Here is a 19579-nt window from a genome sequence, read left to right on the forward strand (position 1 = left end):
TTGGCGAATACTCTTTGGCAGCGCTGTCTGAGCCACATCGAGACTCGACTGTCGGAAAAAGACGTCAACCTCTGGCTACGGCCGCTGGAAGCCCATTTCGGCGAGGACGGCCTGGATCTGATGGCCCCCAACGAGGTGGTACGCGATCAGGTCGAGCGCGAACTCCGCGCCCCGATCGCCAATGCCTTGAGCGAACTGGGCGAGCAGCCACGACGCATTCGGGTACTGGTCGGCGGCGGCAAAGCCGCCGAGACACCGGTCGAAGGTGAAGCGCCGGCTCTGACCGATACCAAGCGTCACAATCTCGATCCGCGCTATACGTTCGAATCGTTCGTTCAGGGCAAGTCCAACCAGATCGCCCGGGCCGCTGCAGAGCAGGCCTCGGACCCCGAGAACATGGCCTATAACCCGCTGTTGATCTACGGCGGTGTGGGTCTGGGCAAGACCCATCTGATGCAGAGCGTCGGTCATCGGTTGCTCGCCAACAACCCGCGCGCCCGAATCGCCTACGTCCGCTCCGAGCACTTCGTCAACGAAATGATCACGGCCATCCGCCACAATCGGATGGACCAGTTCAAGGAGCACTACCGGACCCTGGAAGCGCTGCTGATCGACGACATCCAGTTCTTCGCCAACAAGGATCGCTCCCAGGAAGAATTCTTCCACACCTTCAATTCGTTGCTGGAAGCAAACCAGCGGATCGTGATCACCTGCGATCGCTTTCCCAAAGAAGTCGAAGGACTCGAAGATCGCTTGAAGTCGCGTTTTTCCTGGGGGCTATCGGTTGCCGTCGAACCGCCGGAACTCGAGACCCGGGTCGCCATCCTGCTGTCCAAGGCCGACAACCACAGCGTCGAACTGCCGCAGGAAGTGGCGTTTTTTATCGCCAAGCGCGTGCGCTCGAACGTCCGCGATCTGGAAGGGGCGTTGCATCGACTCAAGGCATCCGCCCAGATCACCGGCGCACCGATCACGGTCGACTTCGCCAAGCAAGCGCTCTACGACATGCTCGCCGTCTACGACCGCCTGGTCACTCTGGAAAACATCCAGAAGACAGTCGCCGAGTATTACAAGATCCGGCTCGCCGACCTACTCGGCAAGAAACGAACGCGCACCATCGCGCGACCACGCCAGCTCGCCATGGCTCTGGCCAAGGAACTGACCAATCACAGCCTGCCGGAAATCGGCCAAGGCTTTGGCGGCCGTGACCACACGACGGTTCTGCATGCCTGCCGCAAGGTCAAAGAGCTTCGGGAGACCGATACCCGAATGGATGAGGATTACGTCAATCTGAGTCGAATTCTCACCAGCTAGCTGTGGATAACGCGTGCATAACCTATAAAGTATCGAAGCCGCCCCGGCCCGTGGATAAATTACACACAGTTCATCCACAGGCCAACAACAACTTCATAACGGCTTTCACTACAGGGTTTCGCATAGCGCAAGACGCTGATTTATAAATAAAAATAGAGATATTCACAGGAAATGCCTCCAGTGATTATTACTACTACTAACTTTTCTTAGAGCATTTAAGACAACAAGACGGATACCGTTCGGAGACCCTAGTCCATGCAGTTCTCAGTCCAACGTAGAGATATCCTGTCGGCGCTTCAGACCGTGATCGGTGTCGTCGAACGACGGCAAACGATGCCGATCCTGTCGAATGTCTTAATTCAAGGGACCAGCAACCAGTTGACGATCACGGCGACCGACCTCGAACTCGAGTTGGTCACACATTGCCCAGCAGTGATCGAAGCACCGGGAGAGATCGCAGTCCCTGCACGCAAGTTGCTAGATATCTGTCGCGGACTGCCGGACGACGCAGAGATTCGCTGTGTCCAAGAAGCCAATCAAACCAAGCTCCAATCCGGCCGCTCACGTTTCACCCTTGCCAGTCTGTCGGCACAGGACTGGCCGCATCTCGACGAAGTCGAAAGCGGGCAAGAGATCACGTTGTCAGAAAGTGTGCTCAAACAGCTCCTGGATCGGACCCATTTCGCCATGGCCCACCAGGATGTCCGCTACTATCTCAACGGCTTGCTGGTGGTACTGCGCAGCGATCGAGTCCGTTGTGTGGCTACCGATGGCCACCGACTGGCCCTAAGCGAAGCACCGGTCGAACTGACAATCCAGGAACCGACTCAGGCGATCGTGCCCCGTAAGGCGATCACTGAACTGGTTCGACTGTTGGGCGGCAGCGAAGCCGAAATCACGCTCTGGCTGTCCAACAAGCATTTGCGGATCCAGCTCGCCGGGCTGACTTTTACCACCAAACTGATCGATGGCCGGTTCCCCGATTACGAGCGCGTCATCCCGGACAACCCGGAGCGGCAGATGCATGCCCACCGGGACACCATCCGGCAGGCCTTATCGCGGACGGCCATCCTATCCAACGAAAAATTTGGTGGCGTTCGTCTATCGTTGTCCCAACATACGTTGAGGCTGCAGGCTCAAAACGTGGAACGCGAAGAAGCCGAAGATGAAATCGAGGTCAGTTACAACGATGAACCGATGGAAATCGGGTTCAACGTAAGTTATCTATTGGACGCGCTAGGTGCGATGGATAGCGAAGAGTTCCAACTCGCGCTATCCGGTCCAGACAGCAGTGGTCTGTTGACGGCGGTTGGTGATACCCAGAGCCGCTATGTCGTCATGCCGATGCGTCTGTAGCCATCGCAAACCGGCCGCCGTGTGCAGCTCGATACGCTCTACGTCCAGAATTTCAGATGCATAGCCACCGGTGATATTTCGTTATCGCCTCAGGTCAACTGCATCGTGGGCGACAATGCCTCCGGCAAGACGACACTGCTGGAGGCGATTTATATACTGGGGCGGGGTGAGTCGTTCCGTCAGTCCCGCCTGTCCAAGGCCATACGGCAACAAGCCGATAGCTTTACGCTGCGCACTCGTCTTTTGGGGGATCATGACAGTCGGCACCGAATCGGAGCCCACGTCACCCGGGGCAGCAATCGATTCAAGCTCGACGATCAAACCGAAACCCGTCGTTTCGATCTAATCAGTACGCTGCCGTTGCAGCATATCGACCCCAATGTGCATCGCCTGCTTGAGCAGGGACCCAAGTACCGCCGACACTTTCTAGATTGGGGCGTGTTCCACGTGGAGCATGCTTTTTTTCCAGCTTGGCGTCGCTATCGGCGGGCCTTGAAACAGCGCAATCGGGCCCTGCGTGCCCATCAACCCAAACACCAGGTGATTGCCTGGGACGCCGAACTGGTTCAGCAGGGCGAGATTATCGACGCCTGTCGACGCCAATACCTTGAGCATATCAAGCGCCGGCTGCCCGAAAGCACTCGTCGGTTGGTTGGCGATGACGACCTAACTTTCGTCTATCACCCAGGCTGGCGGGGCGAACAGGGCTTCGGTCATGCGCTCGCCAACAGCCTCGATCAGGACATCCGGGCTGGGTTTACCCAACACGGGCCACATCGTGCCGATATGCAGGTCTCGGTGGCATCGACTCAGGCCCGCGACTGGGTTTCACGCGGTCAGCAAAAATTGCTGACCGCTGCCTTGTTGTTGGCCCAGGCCGATATTCTGCATGCCAAGCGCGGCATCCGACCGATACTCCTACTCGACGACATGGCTGCTGAGCTTGGCCATACTTATAGAAAAGCCTTGGCCTCCGAGGTTATTCGCGTTGGCGCCCAGAGTTTTCTCACTTTTCTCAACCGCGAGTCGATTCCCGAATTGTTGGCCGAATCGCGGATGTTTCATGTGGAACAGGGTTGCGTAACTACGCCCTAAACCAACAGTCGTGCTAAAATCAACCGTTTATTCATGACCTTCGGGTTTGATTCGAATGGCTGAATCCAACGGCGATTACAACTCCAGCAGCATCAAGGTCCTCAAGGGGTTGGAGGCAGTCCGCAAACGACCGGGAATGTACATCGGCGATACCGATGACGGCACCGGTTTGCACCATATGGTGTTTGAGGTCGTTGACAATGCGATCGACGAAGCCCTTGCGGGCTACTGCAATGAAATCGCTGTGACCATTCATCGCGACCAGAGTATTACCGTGTCCGACGACGGCCGCGGTATCCCGGTCGATATGCATGAAGGCGAGGGCAAACCGGCCGCCGAAGTCATCATGACCGTGTTGCACGCAGGCGGTAAGTTCGATGCCAATTCCTACAAAGTTTCAGGCGGCCTGCACGGTGTCGGTGTATCGGTCGTTAACGCCTTGTCCGATCGGCTGGAACTCAATATCCACCGCGACGGCCATCATTACCGCCAAAGCTACAGCATGGGCGAGCCGATGGATGAGCTGGCCGAGCTCGGGGTGACCGACAAGACCGGCACCGCGATCCACTTCCATCCGAGCGGCGATGTTTTTAGCAACATCACGTTCAATTACGACATTCTCGCCAAGCGGCTACGGGAATTGTCCTTTCTCAATTCGGGCGTGCGTATCCGTCTGATCGAAGAGGCCAGCGAGCGGGACGTCGTGTTCGAATACGAAGGTGGTATCCGTGCCTTCGTCGAGAATCTCAACGAGAACAAGACCCAGCTCCACGATACGGTGTTCTATTTCACGACCGAGCAAGACGAAATCGTCGTCGAGGTCGCGATGCAGTGGAACGATTCCTATCAGGAAAGCGTGTTCTGCTATACCAACAACATTCCGCAGCGGGATGGGGGTACCCATCTGGCCGGCTTTCGCGGCGCACTGACGCGGGCGCTGAATGGGTATATCGAGTCCGAAGGACTGGCCAAGAAAGAAAAGGTCGCGCCGACCGGCGATGACGCCCGCGAAGGCCTCACTGCGGTGATTTCGGTCAAGGTGCCGGATCCGAAGTTCTCTTCCCAGACCAAAGAAAAACTGGTGTCTTCGGAAGTTCGTGCAGCCGTGGAATCGTCGGTGAGCGCTCAGCTTAACGATTTCCTGCTCGAAAATCCGCGCGAGGCGAAACTGATTGCCGCGAAGGTCGTCGATGCCGCCCGAGCACGCGATGCCGCTCGGCGTGCCCGCGACATGACACGCCGCAAGGGCGCGTTGGATATCGCAGGTCTGCCCGGCAAGCTCGCGGACTGTCAGGAAAAAGACCCCTCAGCCTCCGAGCTGTTTCTGGTTGAGGGCGACTCGGCCGGCGGCTCCGCCAAGCAAGGCCGCGATCGCCACTATCAGGCGATTCTGCCGCTCAAAGGCAAGATCCTGAACGTAGAGAAGGCTCGCTTCGACAAGATGCTGTCCTCGGCCGAGGTCGGCACACTGATTACGGCTCTGGGCTGTGGTATCGGCCGCGACGAATACGATCCGAGCAAGCTGCGCTATCACCGGATCATCATCATGACCGATGCCGACGTGGACGGCTCGCATATCCGGACGCTGCTGTTAACGTTCTTCTATCGCCAGATGTTCGAGCTGATCGAGGCTGGCTATGTATATATCGCCCAGCCGCCGTTGTATAAGGTCAAATCTGGCAAGCAGGAATACTACGTCAAGGACGACAAGGAGTTGTCCAACTATCTGCTGCGTCTGGCGCTCAATAAGGCCGAATTTCGCGTGAGTGCGGATGCGCCGCCGATCGCCGAAGATGCACTTTCGGACCTCGCGCATCGCTATATGAGCATGCTCGAAGACATCGATCGGTTGGCACGTCGCTTTGATCCAGCCACGCTGAGCGAGATGACCTATCTCGAGCCTGTGACTCCGGAGCTGTTTGCCGACGCTGCGCGTATGCAGGCGTGGGCAAGCGATCTCCAGGCCCGCCTCGATGCTCGCGACGAGCCGCGGCACCGCTACGAGGTTCAGATCAAGCCGGCCGACGACGAACATCCCCTGCATCTGCAGGTCACCCGCTATAGCCACGGTATTCCGCATATTTTCGTCTGGCACGAAGATTTCTTCACCAGCCCGGAATACACCCGGATTTCGGCGCTCGGCCAGCAACTGATCCAGCTGATCGGCGAGGGCGCTTACGTCACACGCGGCGAACGCGAGCAGCAGGTCTCGACTTTCGATGCGGCCTACCACTGGCTGCTCGAGCAAGCCAAGCGCGGCTTGAATGTGCAGCGTTACAAGGGCTTGGGCGAAATGAATCCGGAACAGCTGTGGGAGACCACGATGGATCCGAACAGCCGTCGGCTGATGCAGGTCAAGATCGACGATGCAGTCGGCGCCGATCAGATCTTCACCACGCTGATGGGCGACCACGTGGAACCCCGGCGTGAGTTCATCGAGCGTAATGCGTTGATGGTGTCGAATCTCGACGTCTAGCCTATACCTGCCTGGCTAAGGCTAATGAGCCACGATGCCGCGATATGAACGCGGTATCGTGGCTTTTTTTCGTTCAAGGCCGTGGGCTGTAGAACGTGGGCTGTAAGTGCCCAGTGCCTCGCCGCGCGGGCCGCCGCGGATCGCCTGGCTCAAGCGCACCGAGGCGGTACAGGGCTGCGCTGTCGTCTTGCAAAAGATCGCCCGAACCCGTCGTTGGCTTGGCCAGCCAGTACGGTCTGGATTGAGCCTGTTGTTATTGCCTAGTTGCGGTTGCGCATGGGGGCGCTCGCAAGTGCCCCGTGAGCGTCGCTGAGGCGCCCTGTCTGGCGATTCCAGACGAAAGGCAGAGAGGCTAGTGAGGGAAGGGCGATCAGGGCCGCTAATCAGCCGCCTATCGCTTCTGGCTATATCGGGGGGCTAATGACCTCGGGATCGCCTTTCGGCCACAGCCGATGTCTTCAAACGCAGCAAGCCAAGATTGCCTGCTTGTGGCCGTTGGATTGATGGCAACCCGGAACCAGGCCGGCATCCAGATGCAACGACCTCGCTCGAATTACGGCCCAAGACCCTTGTATCGATAGGCCGCGTCGTACTTGGGTACCGGATAGCACCTGCCGGATATGGGCCTGCGATAGTGGGGGGTCGGAATGTGTGCTATTGCTCGTGAGATCGTCTTTCAGCCGGCTTATCGCCCTGAATGAATACGGGCAGTCCTGCCCTAGGCGGTCATGCTTGGCTTACGGACCGCCCAAGTTGGTTGCTATTTCGCCCAGGCCGTATTCGCCACCGCCTGCCTGTCTTGGGCCGATGTGTGACGGCCGGTGTCGGCCATGGGAACGAGCGGCTGCTGGGGGCAGTGGTGCGGCGACGTGACCGCTCCCTTGAGCGCGCGGCGACGTCGCGATCGACGATGTGAGCGCTCAGGCCGGAATAAGCGCGGTACATACAACGTCCTGGCTTGGACTTGGTGTTAGGCCAGCGTTCTCATACCGGAGCCGGGCTGGAGGTCGCGCCTTGTCCTTGGCCAAGTGCGAGGCGCTGGGTCGCGCGGCACATATTGCGCCAGGCTGGTAATGTCGCCGGGCGCGCGCCGCGGTAATTGGGCATGAGCGGATGGTCTTTCCACGCAACATGGACGCAACGATCGATGTCGCGAAGGCAGGCCCGCGACGCCGATGGTGGATCTTATGTAAGTACGCGCCGTTCGCTATGCTGCGCCTTGCCGTGTGCCGTTAATTGTCGGGCGGCACTCGGCTTGGACTCGTCAGATCGATCTACAGCACCGGTAACGCAGCGGATACGACATCGACGGTTCGGGCCTTCGGGCCGGTATGCGTCGCCGGTTTGGACGCGCTGGAACCTGTCTGCGAGCGGCCCAGCGGGCCATGCCGGTTTAATTCGGTCTAGCCGTGCAGGGCGGCCTCGGATAACAGACAGTCGACTGCAGCGGATAGATCGTCGAATACAGGCACGGCGGTCCAGCAGGAGCGTGCCGGGTCGATCGGTTTGCCCGAGCGAACGCCGATCGCGTGAACACCGAGCGCTTGAGCGGCCTCGATATCGCGACTGCTATCGCCGATCATCACGCAGTCGCTAGGGCGTAGGTTCCAGCGGCCGAGTATGTCCTCAAGCAGACCGGGCCGTGGTTTACGGCAGCGGCACTGGTCTTCTGTGGTATGCGGACAGAAGAAGACCCCGTCGAGCTGGATGCCAAGTTCGCCGAGCTGGCGCGCCATTTTATCGTGAATGGCGAATAGGTCGTCATAATCGAATAGCCCACGGCCAAGGCCAGACTGGTTGCTCGCGATTACGACCCGCAGCCCGGTGTGCTTCAGGCGTGCAATCGCCTCAAGACTACCGGGCAGCGGCTGCCATTCAGCAGGCGATTTGATGAACGCCTCGCTGTCGTGGTTGACGACCCCGTCGCGGTCGAGAATCACGGTCGAAAACGTCACCTTCAGGCGGCCTCGATCGACAGACACGAAATATCGGCCACCCGTCGACATAGCCGGTCGATCGACGACAAAAGAGCCAGCCGGTTGCGCCGCAGGGCCGGATCGTCGGCCATGACCATGACCTGGTCGAAAAACTGGTCCAACGGTTCGGCCAACGGCGCCAGGGCTGCCAAGGCGGCCGTGTAGTCGCCCTGGTCAGCAGCTGTTTCGATGGTGCGCCCCTGGTCTTCCAGGCTTGCCTTGAGGCTTTTTTCGGCCGAGTCGGTCAGGGTGGCATTGTCGACCGCTGTCTCCGGCACATCCTCGCGATTACGGCGCAGGATATTGCGAATACGCTTATGCGCGCTGCACACCACGGTCGCTGTATCCAGAGCCGCGAACTCGCCTAACGCTTTGATGCGACGGTCGAAGTCGGTCATGTCGACGATATCGAGTGCAGCGATGGCATCGAAATGCGTGCCGGGAATACCCTGTTCCTGATAATAGCCGCGCAGACGTTCCATGTGGAACACCCAAAGCGCGGACTGGGTATCGGCGGCCGCGCCCACCGGCTGGATCGAGATCGCCATGTCCAGCAGTTTGGCCAGATCGGCTGCGATGCCGCCTTCGATCAGCGTACGTAGAACGCCCAATGCGGCGCGGCGCAGCCCGAACGGATCCTTATCGCCGCTCGGCCGCTTGTCGATGGCGAAGATGCCGGCCAAGGTATCCAGCCGATCGGCCAGGGCGACGCAGCGCCCGGCAGGGCTGGTCGCGATCGGTGCACCGGCACCGCTTGGGCTGTACTGTTCGCTGATCGCCTGTGCCACCTCATCCGGCTCGCCTTCACCGGAGGCATAGTAGCCGCCCATGATGCCTTGCAGCTCAGGGAACTCGTCGACCATTTCAGTGACCAGGTCTGCCTTGGCCAGCCGTGCGGCACGTTCGACGTGTGCGGCATGCGCGCCAGCGGCCGTGACCAGTTCTGCGGCTATCCGTTCGATTCGATCGGTCTTGTCGGCCAGCGAGCCCAGCGACTGTTGGAAACTGACCCGTTCGAGCTTGGGCACCTGCGCGGCCAGGCCATGGCGACGATCCTGTTCCCAGAAGAACAGGGCATCGGCCAACCGTGGGCGAACCACCCGTTCGTTGCCCGACACGACCTGGGCCGGATCGCGACTGGCGATATTGGCCACGGTCACGAACCCGGCAATCAGCGCGCCGTTTGGATGTTCGACCGGGAAATAGCGCTGGTGTCCTTCCAGGGTCGAGATCAGCACTTCCCTCGGCAGTTCCAAATAGCGTTGGTCAAAGCGCCCTGCGATGCCGACCGGCCATTCCACCAGGGCTACGACTTCGTCGACCAGGTCGTCGCTGATCAACGCCTGGCCGTTCAGCGATGCTGCCGCTTGGTTGACCTGCTGCATGACCAGTTCCCGGCGGCGACCGATGTCGGCCACGACATAGCCCGGCGACTGCAGTTGTTCGAGATAGGCCTGTGAATCTGCAATCTCGATTGCCTGCGGATGATGGAATCGATGCCCAAGGGTATAGCGATCGGCGGTTTCGCCGAATACCGTCAGCGGTACGATCGCACTGCCGTGCAAGGCGACGACCCAGTGCACCGGGCGGACGAAGGCTGCCTCGCCATCGCCCCAGCGCATGCGCTTAGGAATCGGCAACTCACGCAGCGCGGCATCTACGGCCGGCTGCAGCAGGGCCGCCAGCGGCTGGCCTTCGGCAGTCCCCCGATAGACCAGCCGGCGGCCTTTATCACTATCTTCGATGTCGAGATCGGCCATCGCCACGCCCACTGAGCGGGCGAAGCCTTGGCCGGCCTTGCTAGGCTGGCCGTCGGCGTCGAAGGCGATCGCTACGGTTGGGCCTTGTTTTTCGACCGTTTCGGCCGGGCTGGCATCTGCGGTATCGGCAATACGCACGGCCAGCCGGCGTGGAGTGGCGAAATATTCGGCCGCGCCGTGACCAATGCCGGCCTCGTCGAGCCGGGCCACCAGGCTGTCGGCAAACGATCGCGCCAGCGGGTGCATGGCCTTCGGGGGCAGTTCTTCGACGCCGATTTCGATGAGTAGGGAAGCGGTCATGCTGCGTCGCTGTCCTGTTTGAGCATGGGGAACCCGAGCGCTTCGCGGGCTTCGTAATAGGCCTTGGCTACGGCACGCGCCAGATTGCGAACACGCAGGATGTAGCGCTGGCGTTCGGTCACCGAGATAGCGTGGCGGGCATCGAGCAGGTTGAACGTATGCGAGGACTCCAGCATGCGTTCATAGGCCGGCAGCGGTAGATTGCTCTCGACCAAATGCAGGCATTCGGCTTCGAGTTCGTCGAAGCGGCGAAACAGGGCGTCGACCGGGGCATGTTCGAAATTGTAGGTCGATTGTTCGACCTCGTTCTGATGGAACACGTCGCCGTAATACACGGTGCCGGTCGGGGCATCCGACCAGACCAGATCGTAGACCGACTCCACGTTCTGGATATACATGGCAATGCGCTCTAGCCCATAGGTGATCTCACCCGAGACTGGCCGGCAGTCGATGCCACCCACCTGCTGGAAATAGGTGAACTGGGTAATTTCCATGCCGTTGAGCCAAATTTCCCAGCCCAGGCCCCAGGCACCGAGCGTGGGCGATTCCCAGTTGTCTTCGACGAAGCGCACATCGTGGATCGACATGTCCAGACCCAGGGCTTCCAGGGAAGCCAGATACTGGGCCTGGATATCCTTGGGCGAGGGCTTGAGCAATACCTGGAACTGGTAGTAGTGCTGTAGCCGGTTCGGGTTGTCGCCGTAGCGGCCGTCGGTCGGTCGTCGCGAAGGCTGGACATAGGCTGCGCGCCAGGGCTCCGGCCCGATCGAGCGCAGAAAAGTCGCCGGATGGAACGTGCCGGCGCCGACCGCCATATCCAGCGGCTGTACGACGACACAGCCACGCTCGGCCCAGAACTGTTGCAGCGTGAAGATCAGCTGTTGGAAATCCATGCCAATGCACCGTTTGATCAGGCGGCAATTGTACCGGAACGCCCGAGGCCACTGGTCGGGGCTTTTCTTGCACCATTCAAAAGCACCAATATAGAGCGGTTTTATTTTGGTGCGTAATCCGCGCTAATTTGGTGCAAGTAAGGCCGCCGAGCCGCGTTACATCGCGCCAGATGACGTGGCATGGAACCTGCCTTTATAGTGCATCCGTTGTACTGGCCCGTCCGGACAGCTCAGAGCCCAATCGAAAGGAGTCATCATGGCGAGTAGCAAAGCGCTCGAACTCATCAAAAAGACCGAAGCCAAATTCGTGGACTTCCGGTTCTGCGATGCGCGAGGCAAAGAACAGCACATGACCATGCCCGCGCATGTGGTCGACGAAGAATTCATGGAAGAAGGCAAGATGTTCGACGGCTCGTCGATTGATGGCTGGAAAGGCATCAACGAGTCCGACATGGTCATGATGCCGGACGACGACAGCGCCGTTCTCGATCCCTTCTTTGAAGAACCCACCGTCAATATCCGCTGCGATATTCTCGAGCCCAACACCATGATGGGCTATGAGCGTGATCCGCGGACCATCGCCAAGCGCGCCGAAGCCTATTTGGCGTCCACCGGCATCGCCGACACCGCGCTGTTCGGCCCGGAAGCCGAATTCTTCATCTTCGATTCCGTGCGCTGGCACAACGAAATGAGCGGCGCCGGCTTCGAGATCGATTCCGAGGAAGCGGTCTGGAACAGTGGCCGGGCCTATCCGGAAGGCAACATGGGCCATCGCCCGGGCGTGAAAGGCGGCTATGTGCCGGTACCGCCGGTCGATTCCCAGCACGACATCCGTTCTGCGATGTGTCTGGCCATGGAAGAAATGGGCCTGACCACGGAAGTGCACCACCACGAAGTGGGCACCGCCGGCCAGGGCGAGATCGGCATGTTGTTCAACACGCTGGTCAAGAAAGCCGATGAAACCCTGACCTACAAGTACTGCGTGCATCAGGTCGCCCATGCCTTCGGCAAGACCGCGACCTTCATGCCCAAGCCCGTGGTCGGCGACAACGGCACTGGCATGCATGTGCATCAGTCGCTGACCAAGGACGGCAAGAACATCTTCTCGGGTGACGAGTACGGTGGTTTATCCGAGGAAGCGTTGTACTACATCGGCGGCATCATCAAGCACGCCCGGGCCCTGAATGCCTTCACCAACGCCTCGACCAACAGCTACAAGCGTCTGGTCAAGGGCTTCGAAGCCCCGGTACTGCTGGCTTATTCGGCCCGCAACCGCTCGGCTTCGGTGCGTATCCCGTGGGTATCGAGCCCGAAGGCACGGCGTATCGAAGTGCGTTTCCCGGACCCGACCGCCAACCCGTACTTCGCCTTCTCGGCGATGATGATGGCCGGCCTCGACGGTATCCAGAACAAGATCCATCCGGGCGAAGCCATGGACAAGGATCTCTACGATCTGCCGCCGGAAGAGGAAAAAGCCATCCCGACGGTGTCGCAGTCGCTCGAGGAAGCCCTGCAGGCTCTGTCGGATGACCGCGACTTCCTCAAGAAGGGCGATGTCTTTACCGACGACCTGATCGACGGCTACATCGAGCTCAAGCAGGAAGAAGTGCTGCGTCTGAAGATGAGCACGCATCCGGCCGAGTTCGATCTGTACTACTCCTGCTAAGTCTCGCAGGAGCGATCATCGCGGCCCCGTGGCGGGCCGCGAAGACCGAAAAAGCGCATCTGCCACGGCGGGTGCGCTTTTTTTTATTGAGGACGTTGCGGATATGCGTGGGGTAGGGCTGCTGATAGCGCTGATAGGCGGACTACTGACTGGCCCGGCGGGCGCGGCCATCTATACCTGGATCGACGATCAAGGCATCCGTCACTATAGCGATACCAAACAGGCGGCCGACGCCCGTATCACTGACTTGGCCAATACCCGTGCGCGCCACCCGCCCGATGAGCAGGCAGCCACTGCGCCACGGTCTTTATCGCCGGCGTCGAACACCCGGGTATTGAAGCTGGTTCGGCCCCAGGACGGCGAGGTGTTCCATGGCACCCACCAGGGCGTTCCTGTGTTGTTGGCCGGCCGTGAAGAGGACCGGCTAGAAGCCGGCGAAACGCTGACTTATCGTCTGGACGGTCAGGTGCTGGGCAAGTCGCCGACTCGTGCGACCCGTCTGCGGTTGACCGGTATAGCGCCCGGGCCGCATCGGCTGGATGTTGCTCTGAACTATCGCGGTCACGAGATCCGACTCAGTGGACCGGTGCGGTTCACGGTAGCCGTGGCTTCGTCGACCGGCGACCTGCGGCCCGCTGCCGACCCAGTGCCGCCGCCCTCATAACGCTTTGAATTAATTTCCGGCTTCGCCACTCGTTGTATTCCGCAGTGGCCCGAACCTTGCTAGGCAGGCGCCATGCGTTCCGATGAACACAGTCGTAAAGTCCAGCCCGATAATATCCTCGACAGTCTCAAGACAGCCGTCGTCTGTCTGGATGCCGAGCTGCGGGTGACCTATCTCAATACCGCCAGCGAAATGCTGTTCGGCGTCTCGGCGCGGCATTGCGATCAGGAAATCTTCGATAAGGCCCTGCCTTATCTGGCCGATCACCGCGCCCGCCTGACTGCGGCTCTGGAAGAGGGCGCGGCCTATACCGAGCGCGAGTTGTATCTACGCGCCGGCGGCGGCGATCCGCTAACGGTGGATTGCACGGTCACCCCGTTCACTGACCGGGTCGGTGCGCCGGCGTTGCTGCTGGAGTTCTTGTCGCTCGATCGCCAGCTGCGGATATCGCGGGACGACCAGATGCGGATCCAGAATCTGGCCAATCGCGAAATGATTCGAGGTATGGCCCATGAGATCAAGAATCCGCTCGGCGGGCTGCGCGGTGCTGCCCAACTGCTCGAGCGCGAGATCGACGACGACGGGCTCAAGGAATACACCACCGTCATCATTCGCGAGGCCGATCGGCTACAGAATCTGGTCGACGACCTGCTCGGCCCGCGGCGCCCGCCCAACAAGCAGCCGCTCAATATTCACGAACCGCTGGAACACGTTCGGGCGCTGATCAGTACCGAACTGCCCGCGGGGATCGCCCTAGAGCGCGATTACGATCCGAGCATTCCCGAGATCCCGGTCGATCGGGAGCAACTCATTCAGACGTTTTTCAATCTGGTGGGCAATGCGGTCACGGCATTGGGCAGTTCGGGCAATATCCTGCTGCGCACGCGCACCCAGCGGCTGTTCACTATCAGCGGCGTTCAGCATCGCCTGGTGACCCGGGTCGACGTGGTCGATAACGGTCCGGGTATTCCCCGCGATCTATTGCCGCGAATCTTTCATCCCATGGTCAGCTCGCGTGCCGAGGGCACCGGCATGGGGCTGCCGATCGCCCAGTACCTGATTCATCTTCACGACGGGTTGATCGAATGCGAAAGCCGGCCGGGCCAGACCGTATTCAGCGTATTTCTGCCGATGGAGGCCAGCGATGGCTAACTTGACCGCATGGGTCGTCGACGACGACGAATCGATCCGCTGGGTGCTCGAGCGCGCGCTCAAGGCGGCCTCGATCGATGTTGCCTGTTTTCCCGGCAGCGCCGAGTTGCTCGATGCGATCGAAGAAGAAGTGCCCGATGTACTCATGACGGATATCCGAATGCCGGGTATCTCCGGGCTCGATCTGCTCGAGCGGGTGCATGCAATGCAGCCGCAGCTGCCGATCATCATCATCACGGCCCATTCCGACCTGGACTCGGCGGTATCGTCCTATCGCAACGGGGCCTTCGAGTACCTGCCCAAACCGTTCGATCTCGACGAAGCCGTAGAGCTCGTCCAGCGGGCCGCCCTGCTGGCCAACGAAAGCGGTGACGACACGCCCCCTGGCAAACCGGCCGCCGAATCGACCATCATCGGCGAAGCGCCCGCCATGCAGGAGGTATTTCGGGCGATCGGGCGGCTGTCGGCCTCTAATATCACGGTCTTGATCACCGGCGAATCGGGCACCGGTAAAGAGCTGGTCGCCCATGCGCTGCACGAGCACAGCCCGCGCGCCGAACGGCCGTTCATTGCAGTGAACACGGCCGCGATTCCCAAGGAATTGATGGAATCGGAATTCTTCGGCCATGAAAAGGGCGCCTTCACCGGGGCGGCCAGCCAGCGTCGCGGTCGTTTCGAACAGGCCCACGGCGGCACCCTGTTTCTCGACGAAATCGGCGATATGCCGGCCGATCTGCAGACCCGCCTGCTGCGGGTGCTCCAGGACGGCCAGTTCTATCGCGTCGGCGGCCATGTCGCGGTCAAGGTCGATGTGCGCATCATCGCCGCGACCAATCAGGATCTCGAAGCCGAGGTCAAAAAAGGCAACTTCCGCGAGGATTTGTATCATCGGCTCAACGTGATTCGGCTACGGGTACCGCCGCTTCGCGAGCGCCGTGAGGATATCCCGTTGCTGCTCGAGTTCTTTTTGAACCGGGCCGCCCGCGAACTGAATATGGAAGCCAAGACGCTCGGCTGCAGCGCGGCCCAGTATCTGACCGGGCTGGACTGGGCCGGCAACGTACGCGAGCTGGAAAACCTGTGCCGCTGGCTGACCGTCATGGCGCCGGGTCGGGAAGTCGTGCTCGACGATCTGCCGATGGAGCTGCGCCCGAAAGCCGACGACAACGCCACACCGGCCGCCATGGGCTTCGGCGCCGAAACCGCCCGTGCTGTGCCCCCACAGGACGAATCAGCCGACGGTCCGCCGCGTCTATCGTCCCAGGAATGGGATGTGTTGCTCTCGGCCTGGGCCGATGAACGCCTCACGGCCGGGGCCGACCATTTACTCGATGAAGCTATCCCGCGCCTGGAGCGGGTGATGATCCGGGCCGCGCTCGCGCATACCGACGGCCATCGTCAGGAAGCCGCACGTCTGCTCGGCTGGGGGCGGAATACGCTGACCCGCAAGATCAAAGAATTGTCGATGTCGGACGAGCCGGTCTAAAGACCAAGGGCGGTAGCCGGCGCGTCCGCTCTGCATCGTAGGACGGCTATGCGCCGTCGTTTGCCACCAGTGTGGGCCCGCTGACTGGCGTATCGGTTCGGACTTGCGGAACAGCATGATCAGCGATGCGAGCCCGTGTGCGATCGTAGGCAGTGGCCGAGGGCACGTATACAAAACCACAACGAGACTGTGACGGCCGCTACCGTTGGCCATGCAGCGGCGGCGCTGGCGAGCCCGCGCAGAAGGGGCAGAGGGCCGGCCGCCTGCAGTGCTGGATCGCGTGCCAAACCAGGGGCAGAGGGCGTGATCCCGATGGGGTTGCCTGCGCCCAGACGGCGGGATCGCCTCGGGCGATGCCGACAGGTGTTATCGCCGGGGCTGACTTCGGCCCCGGCGATCGCACGCGAGTTCGGCCGCTGGGCGCATTGCAGCAGCGCCAGCCGTTATAACGGCTCGTCCCACTGGGCTCGCCGGGCATGGGTTCCGGCCAGGTACTCGCGGTTGTCGGCCGCGACGACTGCATCGCCTGGCCCATCGAGGCCAAAGATCGCCGCCGCATGTTAGCGTTTGCCCGTGCTGAGCCAACGTCTATCCGTATGTGCCTGATCGTACTGGCCTGGCAGGTCGACCCAGGGTTCGATCTGTTGCTGGCAGCCAACCGCGATGAATTTCATGCGCGTCCGACCGAGCCGGCCCATTGGTGGCGTACCCCCGAAGGGCTATTCGCCGGCCGTGATCGGCAGGCTGGAGGCGCCTGGTGTGGTGCCGATCGGCAAGGGCGTTTCGCGGCGGTGACCAACGTGCGAGAGCTCGCGGCGCCGGCTGGGCCGCGCTCGCGAGGGGCGCTGGTGCGGGATTATTTCGCCCAGAACGGCTCGGCCGCCGACTGGGCTGAATATGTGGCGGCCACGGGCGCCGAGTATGCGCCGTTCAATCTGCTGGTTGGCGATAGCGAACGGCTGTATTTCGTGTCCAACCGGGATACGGCCAGGCCGCGGCGGGTCGAACCCGGCATTTTGGCGGTCTCCAATGGCCACTGGGGCGAACCTTGGCCCAAGACGGAGCGCGCGCGTCACAAGCTGCAGGCCTGTATCGCGCAATCGGATCTGTCGGCCGAGGCGTTGTTGGCGCTGTTGTGCGATGTCGAACCGGCGCCGGGCGAGGCGTTGCCGGAGACCGGATTCCCACAGGCGCATGAACGCTTCTTATCGCCGATGTTCATCCGCGGCGATCGTTACGGGACTCGGGCCTCGACCGTCATTCGGCGTCGTCCGGCCCACGATCTGCAATTCGACGAATGCGGCTTTGATCCGATGGGCGAACCCGTGCACCGTATACAGCAACATTGGTCCCTTGAGCCCTGTTCCACATGAAACCGATCCGCCCCTACGGCAGTTGGCCCTCGTCGATTTCGGCCGCCCATGTCGCGGCTGCCGGACGCAAGTTCACCGATCTGGTGGTCGATCGTTCGCCGGCCAACGGGGCCCAGCTCTACTGGCTGGAAAGCCGGCCAGAAGAGGCCGGTCGCAATACCATTATGACCGTGGGCAACGACGGCATCGTGTCCTGCCTGGATTCGCCGGTGTCGGCCCAGAGTGCCGTATACGAATATGGCGGCGGCGCATTCACCGTGCATGCCGGTTTCATCTGGTTCGTCAATGCGGCCGACCAGGCGATCTGGCTGCGCGACCCCGATGGCAATCTGGCGCCGATCACCGAGGTCGATGCCGATGTACGCTATGCCGATCTGCAATACGATCCGCGTTTCGGACGCCTAATCGCGATCGCCGAAGACCTGGCGGCCGATACGCCGGAACCGGTGGCCCGAGTGGTCAGCGTCCACCGCGATGGCTCGACCCGCGTGATCGCCGAAGGCCACGATTTCTATGCCAGCCCGCGCCTGTCGCCTGCGGCCGATCGGCTGGTCTGGCTGGCCTGGAACCATCCGAACATGCCTTGGGATGTGAACGAGCTCTGGCAGGCCGCGATCGATGACGACGGCCAGATCGGAGCGCCGGCGCCGCTCTGGCGCCCGGACGAGGCCTCGCTGTTCGGCCCGGTCTTCGATCCCGAGGGGCTGCTGCATATCGTCTGCGACGCCGACGATTGGTGGAATATCTACTGCGAACGCAGCGATGGCCGTGCCGGCTTTGCTGCGTTGACCGCGGAATATGGTGAATTCGCGGTCCCGCAGTGGGTGTTCGGCCAGTCGACATACACCTTCACCGACGATGGCCGGCTGTTCGCCCTGATGACCGCCGACGGCGTCTGGCAACTAGGCGAAGTCGACCGCGACAGCGGTGTCTATCGGCCGTTGCGACGCGACTGGAATTTCTATGAACAGCTGGTCGGGCTTGGCGACGAACTCGCGGTGGTAGTGGCCAATCCTGCGCGGGCCAAGCATATTCGGCGCATCGAGCCGGAGGGTGCCGGCGAGATCGTGCGTTCGGCCGACAGCCTGCCGGCAGATGCCGCCCTGTCGCGGCCCGAGTCGCTGAGCTGGCCGACCGCCGATGGCGAGACGGCCCACGGGCTGTTCTATCCGCCGGTCAGCGAACGCTGGAATGCACCGGCCGAAGAACGCCCGCCGTTGATCCTGAAATGCCACGGGGGGCCAACCGGTGCCACCACCACGGCGCTGGATGCGCGTATCCAGTACTGGACCTCGCGTGGCTATGCCGTGCTCGACGTGAACTATCGCGGCAGCACCGGCTACGGACGGGCTTATCGCATGGCCCTGACCGGCGCCTGGGGCATTGCCGACGTCGAAGATTGCCAGACCGGTGCCAAGTATCTGGCCGAAGCCGATCGTATCGATCCCGACCGGGTCTTGATCTCGGGCTCCAGCGCCGGTGGTTATACGGTGCTATCAGTATTGGCTTTTACCGATCTGGCGGCCGCGGGCGCCAGCTACTACGGCATCGGCGACCTCAAGGGACTGCTGGCATCGACCCACAAATTCGAGTCGCGCTATCTCGAACGGTTGATCGGCAACGACGAGACCACCCTGATCGCGCGTTCGCCGCTGTACCACGCCGAACAGCTGTCCTGCCCGGTATTGTTCCTACAAGGCAGCCAGGACAAGGTGGTGCCGCCCGATCAGGCTGAGTCGATGGTCGCGGCCCTGCGCGATCAAGGGGTGCCAGTGGCGTATGTGAGCTTTGCATCTGAACGCCACGGATTTCGTAATGCTGACAACATCATGACCGCGATCGAGGCCGAACGCAGCTTCTATTCGCGGGTTTTGGGAATGACCGATGTCGAGGATCTGGAGCCGCTGACTATCGAGAATTTCGACCGGGCTTGATTGACGCGGACGATGGCCGGCGCGAGTAGGGGCCATCGACGGTCTCGCGAGTCGACAGGGTTCTAGGGTAGTCTTGGATACCGAGCCGGGGGGCATTAGGTCAGGCTGGAGGGTCTCTGACTCATCTTTTGTTT

13 protein-coding genes are annotated in these 19579 nt (G+C 61.1%); 10 read left to right on the forward strand and 3 right to left on the reverse strand.

All coding sequences use genetic code 11. The annotated features are described in order from the left end of the window. The 4 genes from dnaA (at position 1) to gyrB (ending at position 6241) form a co-directional block, all read left to right on the forward strand. Positions 1–1314: a chromosomal replication initiator protein DnaA gene (gene dnaA, locus V5738_RS00005; RefSeq protein ID WP_423822337.1), complete on the forward strand. Its 1314-nt coding sequence runs from the start codon at positions 1–3 to the stop codon at positions 1312–1314. 255 nt (positions 1315–1569) lie between these two features. Further along, the gene (dnaN, locus tag V5738_RS00010) at positions 1570–2670 is read left to right on the forward strand and encodes a DNA polymerase III subunit beta (protein WP_423822338.1); all 1101 of its coding nucleotides are present in this window, start codon (positions 1570–1572) and stop codon (positions 2668–2670) included. A gap of 21 nt (positions 2671–2691) precedes the next feature. Next, positions 2692–3765, forward strand: coding sequence for a DNA replication/repair protein RecF (gene recF, locus V5738_RS00015; protein ID WP_423822339.1), 1074 nt, complete (start codon positions 2692–2694; stop codon positions 3763–3765). 55 nt (positions 3766–3820) lie between these two features. Continuing rightward, a complete protein-coding gene (gyrB, locus tag V5738_RS00020) occupies positions 3821–6241 on the forward strand; it encodes a DNA topoisomerase (ATP-hydrolyzing) subunit B (RefSeq protein ID WP_423822340.1) in 2421 nt (806 codons plus the stop codon). A gap of 1403 nt (positions 6242–7644) precedes the next feature. Here the strand turns inward: gyrB and gmhB are convergent. The 3 genes from gmhB to glyQ are packed head-to-tail and all read right to left on the reverse strand — an operon-like array spanning position 7645 to position 11170. Beyond that, entirely contained in the window at positions 7645–8223 is a 579-nt protein-coding gene (gene gmhB, locus V5738_RS00025; RefSeq protein WP_423822341.1) for a D-glycero-beta-D-manno-heptose 1,7-bisphosphate 7-phosphatase, read from the reverse strand. Further along, on the reverse strand, positions 8199–10277 hold the full coding sequence (glyS, locus tag V5738_RS00030) for a glycine--tRNA ligase subunit beta (protein ID WP_423822342.1): 2079 nt from the start codon (positions 10275–10277) through the stop codon (positions 8199–8201). The genes gmhB and glyS overlap by 25 nt, the downstream gene beginning before the upstream one ends. Beyond that, complete coding sequence (glyQ, locus tag V5738_RS00035) at positions 10274–11170, reverse strand: glycine--tRNA ligase subunit alpha (protein WP_423822343.1); 897 nt, start codon at positions 11168–11170, stop codon at positions 10274–10276. Before glyQ ends, glyS begins: the two co-directional genes overlap by 4 nt. Before the next feature lie 256 nt (positions 11171–11426). Here glyQ and glnA point away from each other — a divergent pair, with 256 nt between their 5' ends. From glnA to V5738_RS00065, 6 genes are all read left to right on the forward strand, one after another. Further along, a complete protein-coding gene (gene glnA, locus V5738_RS00040) occupies positions 11427–12836 on the forward strand; it encodes a glutamate--ammonia ligase (RefSeq protein WP_423822344.1) in 1410 nt (469 codons plus the stop codon). Positions 12837–12939: 103 nt separating this feature from the next. Then, positions 12940–13500, forward strand: a complete 561-nt coding sequence (locus tag V5738_RS00045; protein ID WP_423822345.1) for a DUF4124 domain-containing protein — start codon at positions 12940–12942, stop codon at positions 13498–13500. A gap of 72 nt (positions 13501–13572) precedes the next feature. Further along, a complete protein-coding gene (gene glnL, locus V5738_RS00050) occupies positions 13573–14652 on the forward strand; it encodes a nitrogen regulation protein NR(II) (protein WP_423822346.1) in 1080 nt (359 codons plus the stop codon). After that, positions 14645–16138, forward strand: a complete 1494-nt coding sequence (ntrC, locus tag V5738_RS00055) for a nitrogen regulation protein NR(I) (protein ID WP_423822347.1) — start codon at positions 14645–14647, stop codon at positions 16136–16138. Before glnL ends, ntrC begins: the two co-directional genes overlap by 8 nt. A gap of 596 nt (positions 16139–16734) precedes the next feature. Beyond that, positions 16735–17511 (forward strand): NRDE family protein, encoded by a 777-nt coding sequence (locus V5738_RS00060; RefSeq protein ID WP_423822348.1) that lies wholly within the window; start codon positions 16735–16737, stop codon positions 17509–17511. Continuing rightward, positions 17508–19445 (forward strand): alpha/beta hydrolase family protein, encoded by a 1938-nt coding sequence (locus V5738_RS00065; RefSeq protein WP_423822349.1) that lies wholly within the window; start codon positions 17508–17510, stop codon positions 19443–19445. Before V5738_RS00060 ends, V5738_RS00065 begins: the two co-directional genes overlap by 4 nt. Positions 19446–19579: the final 134 nt, after the last annotated feature.

Origin of the sequence: Salinisphaera sp. SPP-AMP-43 (assembly GCF_049568105.1) — a bacterium.
In the GTDB taxonomy this organism is placed as follows: Bacteria; Pseudomonadota; Gammaproteobacteria; order Nevskiales; family Salinisphaeraceae; genus Salinisphaera.

What these genes read in the sequence shown, in the direction of transcription:
- dnaN (WP_423822338.1), top strand. Translation starts at nt 1,570, where the DNA reads ATGCAGTTCTCAGTCCAACGTAGAGATATCCTGTCGGCGCTTCAGACC.
- gyrB (WP_423822340.1), top strand. Translation starts at nt 3,821, where the DNA reads ATGGCTGAATCCAACGGCGATTACAACTCCAGCAGCATCAAGGTCCTC.
- glyS (WP_423822342.1), bottom strand. Translation starts at nt 10,277, where the DNA reads ATGACCGCTTCCCTACTCATCGAAATCGGCGTCGAAGAACTGCCCCCG.
- glyQ (WP_423822343.1), bottom strand. Translation starts at nt 11,170, where the DNA reads ATGGATTTCCAACAGCTGATCTTCACGCTGCAACAGTTCTGGGCCGAG.
- glnA (WP_423822344.1), top strand. Translation starts at nt 11,427, where the DNA reads ATGGCGAGTAGCAAAGCGCTCGAACTCATCAAAAAGACCGAAGCCAAA.
- V5738_RS00045 (WP_423822345.1), top strand. Translation starts at nt 12,940, where the DNA reads ATGCGTGGGGTAGGGCTGCTGATAGCGCTGATAGGCGGACTACTGACT.
- glnL (WP_423822346.1), top strand. Translation starts at nt 13,573, where the DNA reads ATGCGTTCCGATGAACACAGTCGTAAAGTCCAGCCCGATAATATCCTC.
- ntrC (WP_423822347.1), top strand. Translation starts at nt 14,645, where the DNA reads ATGGCTAACTTGACCGCATGGGTCGTCGACGACGACGAATCGATCCGC.
- V5738_RS00060 (WP_423822348.1), top strand. Translation starts at nt 16,735, where the DNA reads ATGTGCCTGATCGTACTGGCCTGGCAGGTCGACCCAGGGTTCGATCTG.
- V5738_RS00065 (WP_423822349.1), top strand. Translation starts at nt 17,508, where the DNA reads ATGAAACCGATCCGCCCCTACGGCAGTTGGCCCTCGTCGATTTCGGCC.